Here is a 15,337-nt window from a genome sequence, read left to right on the forward strand (position 1 = left end):
TTAAATCATTTAGCTTCATGCTCTTTAGCAAAATCAATTAAACTCTCCACGACTTCGTTTAAATCTTCAGGCTTAAAAATGATACCAATTTTTTTCTCAACAACATCAAAAAAATAATCATCTAGCGAATTTCTCATTTCATTTAAAATTTTAGTGTTTTTTGTCCAATGAACAATTGTTTTCTGCTTAATGATGTCATAGGTATCACGAGCAATTTGAATGGCATTTTTACACTGATTTTGATTTGTTTTATCCTGTAAAAAGTTAAGTAATTTTCTGTAAAAAACTAGCTTTGTTTTGTTGTTGCTTAATTCACTTGGTACGTCTTTTTTAAGTTCAGCTCTTATTTTTTAAAAGATCACTATCCGATAAACGTTTATTATGATGCTGTATGATTGTGTTATTTATAAGGGTAGAAAATTTTTGATAAAAGGCAGGATCGATATTGATATAATCCTTAATAGTATCTTGTATTTGATTAACCATATCCATGACTGCGATTTCTGTTCTTTTGATAAATTTTTCAAACATTTCATCGTCAAAAATGTTAACCGCTTCAGTTTTAGTAATATTACCGACAATAACATGCTCATCAAGCAATTTTGTGATTTGAGTGGTATATATTTTTTTATCCGGTTTTTCTTTGTAACGCTTTTCCACGATCTCTTTGAGCTTATTAAATCTCTTTAATTCATTCTTTAGTTCTTTTGAAGAAACCTCAGATAATTTATTAGAGTTAGAAGCTATAGACATCAGATTTTTAAATTTATTCAACAAGAAATAAAACTTATTACGTATAGTTTCATCGGCTAAATGCTGTTCGAGCTGTTCAGAATCTAAATCGTTAGACACATTTATAAAAATATTTTTAATTTCTTGCAGTAACGGAAAAAGTTCTTTTAACTTATCATCTACAAAAAATATAGCGTCTTCTAAATCTTCTCTATCAAAATTGTTTAAACCGTAATTGTTATAAAATTGATGTGCTTGTTTTAATTGATTCAATAACCCTACATAGTCAATTATGTAACCGTATTCTTTAATTTTCCCTTTTTCTTCAAATAGACGATTTGCACGAGCAATTGCCTGTAAAAGATTATGCTCTTTTAATTCTTTGCATATGTAAATAACGACATTACGCGGTGCATCAAAACCGGTTAGTAATTTTGAAACTACAATTAAAATTTCAGGATCACCAGAACTTTTAAATTTTTTAATAATTCTATTATTAAATTTTAGTCCGTATTGTTCCCTCATGTTTTTTAAAAATTTATCTACTTCATTTTCACTTTCAATATCTTTATAACCTTCACGGTCATCAGTAGAAGATATAACAACTTCAGAACTCACCTGTCCTATATAATCTAAAATTTTTGTAAAGCGAACAGCGATTAATCTAGAAGGAGCTATTAACATACCTTTTAAACCCGTGCCTTTAAACGTTTTTAAATAGTGCGTTGAAATATCAAATGCTTTTGCATAAATAGCTTCCTTTGTTTGAGAAAGCATCTTTGAGCGACTGAATCTTGTTTTCAAAGCTGCTTTTTCTTCTTTATCTAATCCGTTAGTAATCATATCAAAATATTTATCAAGCAATGATTCATCTTCAAGATATTGCTGAATAATACGCCCTTCATAAAATAACGGTATGATCATGTTATCTTTTAACGCATCTTTTATAGTATATTTATGAATTTAGCCCACCAAACTTTCTCATAGTGTTTTTTTGCTCTTTTAAAAGCGGTGTACCGGTAAATGCTATTAACAAGCGTTAGGCAAAATAGTTCGCATGTTATCTGCTAAATCACCGTATTGAGTACGATGACCTTCGTCAATAAGAGCAAAGATATTATCGTTAGAATCTCTACAATAATCTTCAAGAACTATTTTAAATTTATTAATTACCGTAGTTATAATAGATACATTGCTTCTAATTAATTTAATTAGCTCTGCCGATGTAGTTGCAAGTTTAGGTTCAAGCCCGCAAGCTTTAAAAGTACTTTCAATTTGCCCGTCAAGTTCAACTCTATCGGTTATAATTATGATACGTGGATTCGTCAGGTTAGCGGATTTTAGTAGAAATTTGGCAATCATTACCATTGTTAAAGATTTGCCTGTACCTTGCGTGTGCCATATTACTCCACCTTTTCTAATATTCCCATCATGTTGCCCTATCCTTTTTATAGTTGCATGAGTGCCGAAAAATTGATGATGACGAGCTATTTTTCTTACGTTATTATCAAAAACACAAAAATTTTTAACTAAATCAAGTAATCTTTCAGGACGACATAGAGCATAAAGTACTTTATCTTGTTCGGTAGGTTCTATACTACCTACTAATTGTTGTTTATCAAAATAATTTCTACAATTAGCAAAAGCACCTGAATAAAGAGGATTTTTGCCCTCTTCAGTTAAAGGTTTGTTAATTAGATTACGTATAATATTGATATTTTGTTTTTTTTCTTCCTCTTCTCGCCAAATACTCCAATATTTATCTGAGCTGCCTACGGTAGCATATTTCGCTTCATTTTTATTTATAGCGATTAATAATTGAGCATAATGAAAAAGATGCGGTATTTCATCTGATTTTTGATTACGTATATGCTGAGATATAGCTTGATCTAAGGACTCGGTAGGCGATTTACATTCAATTACTACAAAAGGTATGCCGTTAACGAATAATACAATATCGCATATACGTTCAGTATTCATTTTGGTTTTTACAGCTACTTCAAAAGCAATATTGTAAGTATTATTCTTAGGTTCTTGCCAATCAATATATTGTAAATTATAGCTTTTAGAATCTTTCTTAATATTTGCACTTAAAGTTAGTAAATCATATATCTCTTGGTTAGTTTTTATTAAACCGCAATTTTTAATATCTCTAAGCTGACGCACAGCCTCTTTTGCATCCTTATCATCTGAGTTGATTTTATTCTTATTAAGTTCTTTAATTTTTTCGATTAATATATTCTCTAGCAATATGTTGTGAGGATTACCTCGTTCTATCTTTAGTTCTTGTTGAGTAAGCAGTTTATAGCCGAATGCTATTAATGCTTTCACGGCTAGTAAATGAGAAAGGTGTTTTTCGTTGATATTCGATTTGTTATTATTTGAAAGCATACTTTTAATCACTTCTAAATTTCTTTATGATTTCTAAGTAAGTTAACCGTAAAGATAATTTACCTAGTAAATTTGCTATCAAATCTGAAATTTAGAGCCTACCTGTAAATAAATTTTAACTGATAATTTAATTCTTTTTTGCTGCAAATTATAATTTTTACGTATACGTATCTACCTACACACGCCACTCGCCGGTAAGTAACTTCTGTATTAATCCTTGTTTTTGTTTTTTTATAAGCTCAAGCTCTTTTTTGTGTATTTCTAACTCAGAACACAAACTATTAAGATAACTTGCAATTCGGTTTTGTTGCTCAAGCAAAGGTATATATACAATATAATTCTCAATAGAGGGTTTTTGAATATTCGGCAAACCTGATCCTGTTTTTAGCCGCATAATTTTAGGCTCATTTTGTTTGAGTTGAAAAAATAAAAAATATTTATTTAAATTAGCAGCTAAATTAGTGACTGAATAGCAATGTCCGCCTAACCAAAATTTTTCCTTACATAAATTTACAAAACCACACGAACCACCTTCGCTAATAATAATAGTATTTGCTTCCATATTCCATTGATCCGTAAAGCCTGAAGGAATTACACCACCATTCCAAACAGGATAAATACCGCCTTTCATATCAGGCGATTTAATTGTTTTCCTTTACGAATAGTAGCTATGCTAGAAAGTTTAACAACTTGCCACTTTTCTTCCTTTGCCAGGGTACTAAAGATATCTCTAGCAATTATATTATAATTTTGTTAATATCTTTATACTTTCATCCCACACACGCAAAATATTAGCTATTTTTTGTTGTTCAGGGAGAGGAGGAATTAAAATAGGTAAATTTGAGTATTCTTCAGCATTTATATTTGATTGCACTCCACTTCGTAAAATTTTTTTGATCCAAATTCTATATTCATTAGATTGAGTGAACAAGAAAAGATATTCCGGTAGAATAATTTTTTGATTTGGACGAAAACGAATTAAATAACTTGCATACGTTATAACTTTATTAGATTTATGTAAATAAGTTTTTCCTACACTACCAGTACGTGCAAAAACAATATCGCCTTTTTCTAAATAATAACTTTTCGCATCTGCAAGATTTATACTTTTAGTATTACGAGCGATTAAATTACCTTGTTCATCGATATCGGTAATACGTAAATATCTCGGTAACAAAGGATCATAACTTAGAGCAGCTACATTTGCACCATAAGAACCTTTTCCTATAATACAGTCTTTTAATAATCGATTTTTCCAATCCTTATGCATCATTTCCGCTTCTAAACTCATACATCAACTCCAAGCTCTTTTAAGTGAGCATCCATCTGTGAGCGTATATTTACTAGCTCTTTTTCGAGTTGTTGAATTTCTTTTTGCAGTTCTGCAATGTCAATTTCTTCTTCCTCCTCGTATGTATCAATATAACGGGAAATATTTAAATTATATTTATTTTCATGAATTTCTTCTCTACTTGCTAGATGAGAATATTTTTCAATAGTTTTTCTATTTTTATAAGTATCAACAATTTTATTAATATGCTCGTCTTCTAAAAAATTCTGCCCTTTACCTGCTTTAAAAAAGCTACTAGCATCGATAAATAATACATCTTTTCGTTGTTCGTTTTTCCCTCTTATTTCTCTTGAGCGATCAAATATTAAAATAGCTACAGGAATACTAGTTGAGGTAAAAAGATTAGCAGGCAGCCCAATTACTGCATCTAATAAATTTTCCTCGATTAAACGCTGACGAATTAAACCTTCTGTTCCCCCACGAAATAATACGCCGTGCGGTACTACTATAGCAGCACGCCCACTATGCGGCTTAGTAGTTTCAATCATATGAGAATAAAAGCATAGTCTCCTTTAGTTTTAGGAGGAATACCACGCCAAAAACGTTCATATTCATCATTAGTTGCGTTTTCATGCCCCCATTTTTCTAAACTAAAAGGTGGATTCGCAACAACTATATCAAACTCCATAAGCTTATCGTTTTCAATTAATGCCGGATGATTTAGTGTATCACCCCAATGAATATGTGCTCCGCTTTCCATATGTAAAAACATATTCATTTTTGCTAATGCCCATGTTGCATTATTCATTTCTTGACCATAAAGTGCATAATTATGATTACCTACCTCTTTAGCTGCTTTAATTAAAAGTGAACCTGAACCGCAAGCCGGATCACAAATTATGTTGCCGGGCTTTGGAGCAGCAAGCTTTGCAAGCAAAGTTGATACGGCAGTAGGAGTATAAAATTCACCGGCTTTTTTGCCTGCATCTGAAGCAAAGCGTGATATTAGATAAATATAACATTCGCCTATAATATCTTCACTGACTCTGTCAGGACTTAAATCTAATTCCGGCTTGTTAAAATCTTCTAACAGCAATTTTAAACGACGATTTCGTTCTTTGGTCTTACCTAAATTAGACTCCGAGTTAAAATCGATATTACGGAATACTCCTTCTAATTTAGTAAAATTCTTCTCTTCTATTTGATCTAAAGCTTCATTTATAAGTTCACCGATATTATTTTCATTTCGTTTTATAAAGATATCATAAAAATTTGCATTTTCCGGTATTACAAATTGTTCTCGTTTTAATTGTTGTTTGGCTCTTAAAGGTTCATCTTTATATTTTTCTTCATATTCTTTTGAATGTGCTAGCCAAACATCTGAAATATATTTAAAGAATAGCATTACTAATATGTAATCTTTATAATTTGCTGCATCTATCACACCTCGAAAAGTATCACAAGCAGCCCAAGCAGCACTATTTATTTGATTTTGTTTTACTTGATCAGTCATATCTTTATTTGATTTATTTTATCTAGTGATAGATTATATTGATAGCTTTTTCAAGTAAACCAAGTTTATCAAGTATGATAAGTAAAGGGGTAATTTGTTTATTTAAATAGGCATCTTCTACTATATTTGTTGAATAAGAACTCGGACTATTCTGTAGTAATGCAGCCCCAACATCGCTATATGACATAGGTTGCCCACTCAATCCTATAAGCGGTGGTGGCGGCATAAGCAATGCCCTAGCTAATCTAGTCTCTATTAATTCAGGATGACTCTCTAATTTTTTACTTAAATTATAAGTGATTATCGCTAGTTCTTCTTTAACATTTTGCGGTAGATTATTTTCATTTGGACTTTTTCCTACCCAACCCACTAATTCTCTTATTCTCCCTTGCTGCGTTACTATTTCAGCAGAGCTATTAAGTAAATGCAGCACATCAGCTTTAATGCTACCGTTTGCAGCTTTAAGTAAGCTTCCAACAAACGTAGCTGCCTTACCGGCATCTATATCAATAGTTCCGGCATTAATTCGGCTTATAACTTCTTTAATTGCATTAGTATTCATTCCTCCGGCAAGCATTACTTCGTTATATAACGGTAACGGTAATATCTCGAGTGAATGAGAAGTTTTTATAATAACTGATTCTTTTGCAGAAATAGTCCCGCCTATAATGTAACCTTTTTTAGCATCAATATAGGCAGTTCCGTCTGTTGTGGTAACACTTTCGTAAATTGCCCCTGTCCTTTAGTTGGTTGTTGTTACATCATACCCCATACTCATTAGCCCGGCTAAAATAAGCTCTTCATCATTATTATTAATTGCTTCATGAATTAAATCAGGGCTTAGTTTACTATCTACGGCAGCTTGTAATAGCTTCGGATGATTTAAAAGTGGTTTGTCGTAAATTATTTCCTTTACTGCCCACGTTATTACTTTATTTGCAGCTTTATTTATTTGTTCTAATATAATTTCATTAAGTTTATCTTCTACATCTATAAGTTTGCCCTTTGTAACTCTTCCTGTAGTAAGCTCTTCCATACTAGCCGTTATTTTTTCTATATCATATGAATTTGTTAAGCTCGATACATCGTTTATTATTTTATTTATAATATTTTGCATTTCTGCTTTATTGCTACTTGTATTATTTTCTACGTTAATATTTACTTTTTCTACTATTTGCTTAAATATATTTAACTTATCTATACGTATATTCTCATTTATTATAGCTTGCTGTTGTATTGTTTCCTCAATTTCATTTTCCAAATCAATTAGCTTTCCTTTAGTAATTTTATCGCTATCTATAATATCTTGTATACTCTTAACTGTTTTTTGCAGATTAGGTTTATTCCTACCTAATTTTGTTACTTTGTTCATTATATTATTTTGTAATGTTTCCTTGTCTATTTCGCTAATATTATTGATATTTTCTAATTTATTGTTCATCCTTGCCAGTACTTCATAAATATTTTCTTCTGAACTTATAAGATTTTCTTGAGTTATATCTTGTTTTTCTGCTTCTTTAGGTAAATCTTTTATCTCTGCCGGCTTATTCTCATTTATAACCGAAGTTGTTTGTTGTAATTTTAGGCTCTGTTGTTGTTTTTCATATTTCTTTTCCACATTTATTTTATTTTTTTCATATAATTTGTTTTCTTTATGTAAAGATTTCATAATTTTTATTGCTATTGTATATTTTTCTATAGCGTCACTGTATTTCCCTTGACTACATAAATTATTGCCTTCCGCATTTAAAGTTTCTGCTTTTTTCTCTGCTATGTTTTTATTTCTTTGGATATATTTCTTAATTTCTTGTTTTGCATAGTATCCTGTATTTTTTTCCCTGTTCCATCCAACATCAAGATAAATAAGTGTAGTATTAATGACTAAAGCTACCTCTAGTTCTATTAGCCCTTGATCCCCTATACCATTAAGGTTAAGGTCAAGATAAGTAAGAGTATTGTTGGTTTTTAATGCTTTGGCAATAGCCTTAGCCCCTCTATCTTCTATGCTGTTACTGCTAGTTATACTGAAATTACTGCAACCAAAGCTAAGATGAGTGAGTGTACTGTTAATTTTTAAAGCTTCAGCTATCTCTACTGCTTCTATATTATCTATTTTATTCATGAAAAGATTAAGAGTAGTAATAATAGTGTTAGTTTTTAAAAATTCCATTACCTCTTTTATTTTTAGCTTATCCATTTTATTGTATGAAAGATTAAGAACATGGCTTCCTTTACTCAACAAAAGTGCTTCCTCAACCAATCCCCTATCTCTTAGATACTTTATTAATTCTTTCATAGTCTACTCCTTATTAAATTCTATAAATTTTAATATTTTGTTAAAAATGAGCTTATAGACAAGATAATAATAAGGAGTGTTAAGAATGCAATAGAAATTTAACTAAAAGTATGAATAAATGAATTGAGATTGCTTTAAGGAATATACAAAGTTAGTTTTTTTGATGATATTTAAAATTCGGAATTTAAAAGAGATTTAATACAAAAATTAGACATGTATGGACCTACCTGATAATGCAAGAAAAAAATAATATATAACAGCAAAAAAATCGAATGCAGTCATGTATCCGGCTTATAGTTAATAAATCACTTTAAATTTACCCTATAGCCCTGATGGAATTCGCTGGCTTACAAACTATATTACTTATCATTTTGTCGACTTCTAAAGAGTCATTGTCCAGTTCAGTTTTTTTGTAAGCTAAGGTTCGTCTTATTTACCATCAATATTATCATTCTTTCGCATATTCCGGATTAGAATCTATTAATTTAATTCTTTTATTTTTTTATCATTCTCTAGAAATTCTTCTTTTAACTCACTAAACGTTCGATAGCTTAGCTGACTTAAATCCCCTTCATCTAAAATTTCGGTTAATTTTGTCATAATCTTATTGATTCCTTGCGGAATAACAAAACCAAATTCATGTAATAATCCCCTGATCTCATTAACAAGAGCTGTACGATTTTTTACCAATCTCTGTCTTACCCTATGAATAAATAAAATATCTTGTTGCTCTACAGTTTTGATAGGCACAAACCTCATATTAGGTCTTGCTACTGCCTCACATATTGCTTCTGCATCAGCTTGATCATTTTTATTAGTTTTAACATAAGGCTTAACAAATTGTGGAGCCATTAGTTTTACATTATGACCTAATTTTGTTAATTCTCTTGCCCAATAGCTAGAACCACCGCAAGCTTCCATGCCTACTAGACATCTTCTTGGTAAATTAGCCATAAAAGTTATAACCTGCTCTCTCATTAATTTTTTTTTTAATATTGTCTTACCATTTTTATCTACACCGTGAATTTGAAAAATTCTTTTTGCAATATCTATACCAATTGTGGTAACTTCCATATGGACCTCCTTATTGTTGTTTAGGATTCATTTCCTATCCTAGAAGATTAGCTTCTGCTTCTCATTCTGTATATAGGGTAGGTCCATACCATTATTTTGGAACATAAAAGGAGCATTCAAAGTTTTTGCTAAATTTCAAAAAGCTCTAAAACCCTTATAGGAACTGGTGGAGGCAAAGGGAATCGAACCCTTGACCCTCTGCGTGCAAAGCAGATGCTCTACCCCTGAGCTATGCCCCCGATTGTGTAGAAGATATATTGTTTGTAAGTAATTAAGATAAGCTTTTAACTAATCCCCAAGGCAATGGCTGACCGTTACTTCCTACAACTAAATCTCCGGAAGATTCATATTCAGCAGCTAGAAAAGAATTTTGAGCAGCAATAAGCTTTACCGGTTTGATTTTCTGACCGTTATGAAAATATTCTTTAGCCTGTTCCCTAGAAGTCGGGTTATTTTTGGAAGCTGTTTTTGCTTTAGCTTTAGACATACACTATTAACTTTTTCTTAAACTTGTGAATAATATAAAATTTTTTCCTAAACTTGTCAATAACTACCGTCTAGTATCTATAGAAAATTGTTATTATTTACTTTCACCGACTAATGCTATTTTAAATTCTACTATTTCTGATATTGTTTTTCCGTCATATATACTAAACCCTACTCCTCTAAATTCTACTTTTGCGTTGATATTAGCACCATATGATAATAACAGCTTATATATTTCATCATCCTTAATATCTTTAGAAGTACACCGAACGTTTTTAGCAACCGCATGTAAAGGTGTTTCTCCGGATTTTCTTTGATCAACCGCAGCTCCTTTCTCAAGTAATAGTTTTGCTACATTCAAGTACTTACCGCTTACAGCTTCATATAAGGCGGTCCCAGCAAAGCTCCGTCGTAACCGTTTACTACAGCCCCTTTTGCTATTAGATATTCTACCACTTCATAATGTCCATAACGTGCAGCCGTATTTAAAGGAGTGTCCTTAAAAACATCACAACACATATTAACGTTTGCTTTTTTTGCTTTAACTAGCCAGTTAGCAACTTTTATTGCATTATTTGAAGATGCTGAAAATAATTCAGTAGTAGATACCACCCGTAATTCATTTAAACCCTTTACTACATCCGCTCTATCAAAGGGAGATAGCTTCTTTTAAAACATTTTCAAAACCATATCGATTTACAAGAGTTAAATTACACTTTAATAGTTCCTTTATCATATTCTACATAAAGAAATTACTCGTTAACTAAATTTAAATACCCGGATGCGTATTTGTGTAGAACGTTAGCAATAAGAGTTTGATAAGGTATTCCTTCTTGTGCTGCCACTCTTTTTATATGATTCAAATCATGTAACGGCAATCTAATATTAATTCTTTCTGATTTTTTTAAAAAATTAGCAGCTGCAATTTTAGCTATCTCCTTTTGCTTTTTTAGCTCTTCTTCAGGTAGTTTTACAAGTTCACCTTTTTCAAAATAATCTAATATTTCTTGCTCTTCCTCTGTTAATTTATATTTCTTCATAGTTTTTACCTTTAGCTTTTATATATTCTTTAGTAGCTTTTCTACTTGGAATAATTGTTTTTAAAAAGACTTTATCTTCCTTTATAACACACGGTACTAAATAACAGTATCTATCTATCTCAACTATATATATTTTTTGATTTGGATATTTATCTTGATTAGGATGATTTTGTATATTTAACACATAATCTTCTTGCTCTATTAAAGTAATTATCTGCTCAAAACTTACCCCTCTTTCTTTCAATAAAGTAATATTTTTGTCTTGATTAAATTCAAAATAATATTGTTTCTGCATATTATAGTTAGTATTATGAAATTTTGCATGCCTTTTGTCAACACAATTTGATAAGCATTAACCGGCATTGCTAACTAAAGAGAGATAATAATAAAAAGCTCGATGTCATCCCGTGATTTATTCACGGGATCCAGTTAAAAATATCAATATTATTGATATTTTTAGTTGTTTTTCTGGATACCGTGGACAAGCCACGGTATGACATATCTCTCTTTAGTTAGCAATGCTCATTAACCAATTCGCTTCAAGCAAATTCTTTCGGTGATTTCTTTCAGTTTTTCTACTCTCTCAATTAAGTATAAAAGCTGTTCTTTAGTAATTTTATAGTTTTTATCATATCTCGCATCAACATATGCTTTTTGAAGCAACTCAAAACATTCTTTTTGCTCTGGGTTGCTATAGGAAATACTTGCAATAACTCGCTATTATAATTTGCTGCTCTGCTCCCTAATTTCTTTATATCGTGTAGTTTTGGTTTATAATTAGAAAAAACTAATAAAATAACTTTCGGTAGCTTGATGAAGATAAAAAGCACTATGTCTAAGGCTTTTTCTTTCTAAATTATTTTTAGAATCTATAAGAAATCCTGCTCCAAAATCAAACCACTCTTCATAATAATCTTTAGCAATTTCTTTCATCTCGCTCCAAGGTAAATCTTTAGCTTCGCTAAGTGTAAATTCCTTGCTATCATATAAAAGAATTCCTTCTTTTTTTATATCCGTGTAAAAATAACGCCCTATCTCCAACTGCTTATTTACCTCTTCTATTGACTCTAGGATTATAGATATCTCTGAATCATACGGGATAATCTGAGGTTTTATTACTCCTGTTTTTTCTAACCTTTTATATATATTATCTTCTAACCTTAAAGCAGTATATCCTTTATATTTACTTTTCTTCAGAATTATCAAAATATCGGTATCGCTATGGTAACCGTTAGGTAAATCACGTACCCAATCGCCTCTCGCAAAAGAACCGTACAAGATAATCATAGCGATTTTATCTTGTGCAATATCTAAAATTTGCTGCACTATAAAATTAAGCCTAGCTTGGATTTTTAGGGAACGTTCAGGTAAAGTGGTTTTCATTATAATACTCTTATGTCATTCCCGCGAAACATTGTTGCGAGGATGTTTTTTTGTCATTGCGAGAAGAAACTGCAAGTTTCGACGAAGCAATCCAGTAAAAAATTCTGTAAGTCAGAATTTTTTTAATTATTTTCTGGATTGCCACGTCGCTTCGCTCCTCGCAATGACGGTTCGAGTATCCACGCAGGCAACACCTCGTGGGAAGGACATAGAGTAAAAATCGTAGGGTATTATAGGTTTTCATCTATTCATTTGCACCATGACAATATTTATATTTCTTGCCTGAACCGCACGGGCATAGCTCATTACGAGATACCCTCCCCCAGCTAGTAGGATCATCAGGATTTCTATCTTTAGGATCAATGCGTGATACGACTGGTTTAAGGTCAGTCTCAAGGCTACTTCCTGCATTATATTTCCTAAATGCCGGATCTTCCCGACTTTCTCGCATATTTTTCTGAAGTTTTTTATGCTCAAGCGAAACATCTTCTTTTTGAATATGTTTTAAATCGATATGGAAGTGATATACTGTTTGAATAAATAATTCTTTTAAATTATTAAGCATCTGCTCGAATAAGTTAAATGCTTCTCTTTTATATTCGCTAAGAGGGTCTTTTTGAGCATAAGCTCTAAGCGATATGCCTTGTCTTAAATGATCTAAGCTATATAAATGATCTTTCCAAACTTGATCAAGAGTAGTTAGTAAAATATATTTCACGGCATTATGCATTAACTCACTACTATAAGCTTCTTCTTTTGACTTATATATATCATGAGCCGTTTGTATAACGATTTTCGTGATTTCTTCTTCCGTTACGTCATTTTTACTTACTAAATTATGATCAAATTTCATAGAAAAGACACGATGCAATTCTACGCTTAAATTTTCTATATCCCAATCTTCTCTATAAGAGCCTACCGGCATAAAAGTTAATACTATCTTTTTAGCGAGTTCCTCAGTAGTACTATTTAAGAAACCGTGACTATCTTTAGATTTAATAATTTCAGTACGTTGCTCGTATATTATCTTACGTTGGTCATTCATTACATCATCAAAACGTAATAAATTTTTACGCATCTCGTAGTTATGTTCTTCAACTTTTTGCTGAGCTTTCTCAAGTGAACGACTAATCATCGGATGGTGGATAGCCTCTCCATCTTTCAATCCAAGTGTTCTAAGAACTCCTGATATACGATCTGATGCAAAAATACGCATTAAATCATCATCAAGCGATAAGAAAAACTTAGTTTTTCCTGGATCACCTTGTCTACCCGACCTTCCTCTTAGCTGATTATCTATCCTACGGCTTTCATGCCTTTCCGTACCTATCACAAATAAGCCATCCACTTCAATAACCTGCTTCTTTTCTTCGGCAATTTGAGCTTTTATTTCAGCTGTTTTAGCTTCATAATTATGTTCTTTATCCAGCTGCTCTATTAACATTTCAGGGTTACCGCCAAGCATAATATCAGTACCTCGCCCTGCCATATTAGTTGCAATCGTTACTGCCTTAAACCTGCCTGCTTGAGCAATAATAAAAGCTTCCTGCTCATGAAATTTGGCATTTAAAACTTTATGAGGGATTTTTTCTTTATTTAAAACGCTTGAAAGCTCTTCTGACTTTTCTATGCTTATCGTACCGACAAGTATAGGCTGACCACGATCGTAACAATCTTTAATCAGCTTTAATATAGCATCATATTTTTCTTTTTTACTACCGTAAATCTCATCATCAAGGTCAAGCCTTGTAACTTTATTATGGGTTGGAACTGCAACCACATCGAGATTATATATGTCTTTTAATTCAGGTGCTTCGGTCATAGCCGTACCGGTCATACCTGATAATTTAGGATAATTACGGAAATAGTTTTGGAAAGTAATTGATGCAAGAGTTTGGTTTTCATTTTGAATTTTCACGTTTTCTTTTGCTTCTAATGCTTGATGTAACCCTTCCGAATATCTACGCCCCTCCATTACACGACCGGTAAATTCATCGATAATCATTACTTTACCTTCACGCACCAAATAATCTACATCAACAGTAAACATATTATGAGCTCTTAAAGCTTGATTAACATAATGCACTAAAGTTAAATTTTCAAAATCATATAAACCAGTATCAGGTTTTATAATATTTTCTTTACTTAAAAGTGATTCTATATGTGTAATACCGGTTTCCGTTAAATTGATAGTTTTTAATTTTTCGTCTTTTTCAAAATCACTTGCATTAAGCAGGCGTACAATTTTATCAATTTTACCGTATAATTCCGAATTATCATTAACCGGACCTGAGATAACTAGCGGAGTTCTTGCTTCATCTATCAAAATCGAATCAACCTCATCGATGATAGCAAAATTAAAAGGACGAAGTACTCGCTCCTGCAAGCTATACTTCATATTATCTCTTAAATAATCGAAACCGAGTTCATTATTTGTTGCATGAGTAATATCGGCATTATAGGCGGCTCGTTTTGCTTCATCAGGCATACCGGCAACAATACATCCAACCGATAAACCTAAAAAGTTGTAAATTTTACCCATAGAAGCAGAATCACGGCTTGCCAAATAATCATTCACAGTTACAACATGTACACCTTTTCCAGTTAAAGCATTTAAATAAGCAGGAAGCGTTGCAACTAAGGTCTTACCCTCGCCGGTACGCATTTCGGTAATCATGCCTCGGTGTAGTATCAGCCCCCCTATAAGCTGAACATCAAAATGACGCATACCGCAAACTCTTCTAGCCGCTTCCCTAACTACCGCAAACGCCTCATATACTATATCGTCTAAAGTAGTTCCGTTTTTAAGCTTTTCTTTAAACTCTACAGTTTTATTCTTTAACTCCTCATCTGATAATTTTTGTATAGCAGGCTCAAGCGAGTTAATTTTCGTAATCTCGGCAAATAGTTTTTTTACAGTACGATCATTTGCAGTACCGAAAAGTTTTTTTAAAATAGAAAGCATTAAAATCCTTAAATAATAATTTTGTATTTAAAATTTATAGTACGAGGCAGTTTTTATAAAAAGACCTCAATATCATTACCCACATGGCTCGAAAAAACGCCCTAGGTGTCATCCCCGCATAGGCGGGGATCCAGTACTTTAAAGCCTTTTAAGCTTTATTTGAATA

General features: G+C 31.8%; 13 protein-coding genes, 1 tRNA gene and 4 pseudogenes. All 18 read right to left on the minus strand.

The features are described 5' to 3' along the window. Positions 1-5 precede the first annotated feature (5 nt). Positions 6-137, minus strand: a complete 132-nt coding sequence (locus tag BN1174_RS12175) for a hypothetical protein (RefSeq protein WP_040257839.1) — start codon at positions 135-137, stop codon at positions 6-8. Between the two features lie 889 nt (positions 138-1,026). After that, positions 1,027-2,577 (minus strand): annotated as a pseudogene (locus tag BN1174_RS12920) (HsdR family type I site-specific deoxyribonuclease); the annotation flags it as partial. After that, positions 2,560-3,123: pseudogene (locus BN1174_RS12555) on the minus strand (type I restriction endonuclease); the annotation flags it as partial. The pseudogenes BN1174_RS12555 and BN1174_RS12920, both read right to left, overlap by 18 nt. Before the next feature lie 175 nt (positions 3,124-3,298). Beyond that, entirely contained in the window at positions 3,299-3,769 is a 471-nt protein-coding gene (locus BN1174_RS01315) for a restriction endonuclease subunit S (RefSeq protein ID WP_331370584.1), read from the minus strand. A 96-nt stretch (positions 3,770-3,865) separates the two neighbouring features. Beyond that, positions 3,866-4,414: a restriction endonuclease subunit S gene (locus BN1174_RS01320; protein WP_052454713.1), complete on the minus strand. Its 549-nt coding sequence runs from the start codon at positions 4,412-4,414 to the stop codon at positions 3,866-3,868. Further along, a pseudogene (locus BN1174_RS12925) lies at positions 4,411-5,927 on the minus strand (type I restriction-modification system subunit M). Before BN1174_RS12925 ends, BN1174_RS01320 begins: the two are co-directional and overlap by 4 nt. A gap of 22 nt (positions 5,928-5,949) precedes the next feature. Continuing rightward, entirely contained in the window at positions 5,950-6,489 is a 540-nt protein-coding gene (locus BN1174_RS01330; RefSeq protein ID WP_156138431.1) for a hypothetical protein, read from the minus strand. Positions 6,490-6,669: 180 nt separating this feature from the next. Beyond that, positions 6,670-8,223: a leucine-rich repeat domain-containing protein gene (locus tag BN1174_RS08295; protein ID WP_082022252.1), complete on the minus strand. Its 1,554-nt coding sequence runs from the start codon at positions 8,221-8,223 to the stop codon at positions 6,670-6,672. A 486-nt stretch (positions 8,224-8,709) separates the two neighbouring features. After that, positions 8,710-9,297 (minus strand): annotated as a pseudogene (locus BN1174_RS01345) (IS110 family RNA-guided transposase); the annotation flags it as partial. A gap of 164 nt (positions 9,298-9,461) precedes the next feature. Continuing rightward, a tRNA-Ala gene (locus BN1174_RS01350) sits at positions 9,462-9,536 on the minus strand. Between the two features lie 32 nt (positions 9,537-9,568). Next, complete coding sequence (locus BN1174_RS01355; RefSeq protein WP_014412567.1) at positions 9,569-9,784, minus strand: hypothetical protein; 216 nt, start codon at positions 9,782-9,784, stop codon at positions 9,569-9,571. Positions 9,785-9,877: 93 nt separating this feature from the next. Beyond that, on the minus strand, positions 9,878-10,231 hold the full coding sequence (locus tag BN1174_RS01360) for an ankyrin repeat domain-containing protein (RefSeq protein WP_331370585.1): 354 nt from the start codon (positions 10,229-10,231) through the stop codon (positions 9,878-9,880). Then, entirely contained in the window at positions 10,156-10,395 is a 240-nt protein-coding gene (locus BN1174_RS07715; RefSeq protein WP_052454714.1) for an ankyrin repeat domain-containing protein, read from the minus strand. The genes BN1174_RS01360 and BN1174_RS07715 overlap by 76 nt, the downstream gene beginning before the upstream one ends. Positions 10,396-10,535: 140 nt before the next feature. Then, entirely contained in the window at positions 10,536-10,823 is a 288-nt protein-coding gene (locus tag BN1174_RS01370) for a CopG family antitoxin (protein WP_040255928.1), read from the minus strand. Beyond that, positions 10,810-11,118, minus strand: a complete 309-nt coding sequence (locus tag BN1174_RS01375; RefSeq protein WP_040255931.1) for a BrnT family toxin — start codon at positions 11,116-11,118, stop codon at positions 10,810-10,812. The genes BN1174_RS01370 and BN1174_RS01375 overlap by 14 nt, the downstream gene beginning before the upstream one ends. 230 nt (positions 11,119-11,348) lie before the next feature. Further along, complete coding sequence (locus BN1174_RS11355; protein WP_231555726.1) at positions 11,349-11,486, minus strand: hypothetical protein; 138 nt, start codon at positions 11,484-11,486, stop codon at positions 11,349-11,351. A gap of 114 nt (positions 11,487-11,600) precedes the next feature. Further along, on the minus strand, positions 11,601-12,206 hold the full coding sequence (locus BN1174_RS01380; RefSeq protein ID WP_231555727.1) for a nucleotidyltransferase domain-containing protein: 606 nt from the start codon (positions 12,204-12,206) through the stop codon (positions 11,601-11,603). 244 nt (positions 12,207-12,450) lie between these two features. Next, the gene (secA, locus tag BN1174_RS01385) at positions 12,451-15,171 is read right to left on the minus strand and encodes a preprotein translocase subunit SecA (RefSeq protein WP_040255933.1); all 2,721 of its coding nucleotides are present in this window, start codon (positions 15,169-15,171) and stop codon (positions 12,451-12,453) included. Positions 15,172-15,337 lie beyond the last annotated feature (166 nt).

The organism is Rickettsia hoogstraalii (assembly GCF_000825685.1).
GTDB lineage: Bacteria > Pseudomonadota > Alphaproteobacteria > Rickettsiales > Rickettsiaceae > Rickettsia > Rickettsia hoogstraalii.

Bases quoted from the DNA above. Each gene is read 5' to 3' on its own strand.
- BN1174_RS01330 (WP_156138431.1), bottom strand. From the start codon at position 6,489: ATGAATACTAATGCAATTAAAGAAGTTATAAGCCGAATTAATGCCGGA.
- BN1174_RS12175 (WP_040257839.1), bottom strand. From the start codon at position 137: ATGAGAAATTCGCTAGATGATTATTTTTTTGATGTTGTTGAGAAAAAA.
- BN1174_RS01380 (WP_231555727.1), bottom strand. From the start codon at position 12,206: ATGAAAACCACTTTACCTGAACGTTCCCTAAAAATCCAAGCTAGGCTT.
- BN1174_RS01375 (WP_040255931.1), bottom strand. From the start codon at position 11,118: ATGCAGAAACAATATTATTTTGAATTTAATCAAGACAAAAATATTACT.
- BN1174_RS01320 (WP_052454713.1), bottom strand. From the start codon at position 4,414: ATGAGTTTAGAAGCGGAAATGATGCATAAGGATTGGAAAAATCGATTA.
- secA (WP_040255933.1), bottom strand. From the start codon at position 15,171: ATGCTTTCTATTTTAAAAAAACTTTTCGGTACTGCAAATGATCGTACT.
- BN1174_RS01370 (WP_040255928.1), bottom strand. From the start codon at position 10,823: ATGAAGAAATATAAATTAACAGAGGAAGAGCAAGAAATATTAGATTAT.
- BN1174_RS01355 (WP_014412567.1), bottom strand. From the start codon at position 9,784: ATGTCTAAAGCTAAAGCAAAAACAGCTTCCAAAAATAACCCGACTTCT.
- BN1174_RS08295 (WP_082022252.1), bottom strand. From the start codon at position 8,223: ATGAAAGAATTAATAAAGTATCTAAGAGATAGGGGATTGGTTGAGGAA.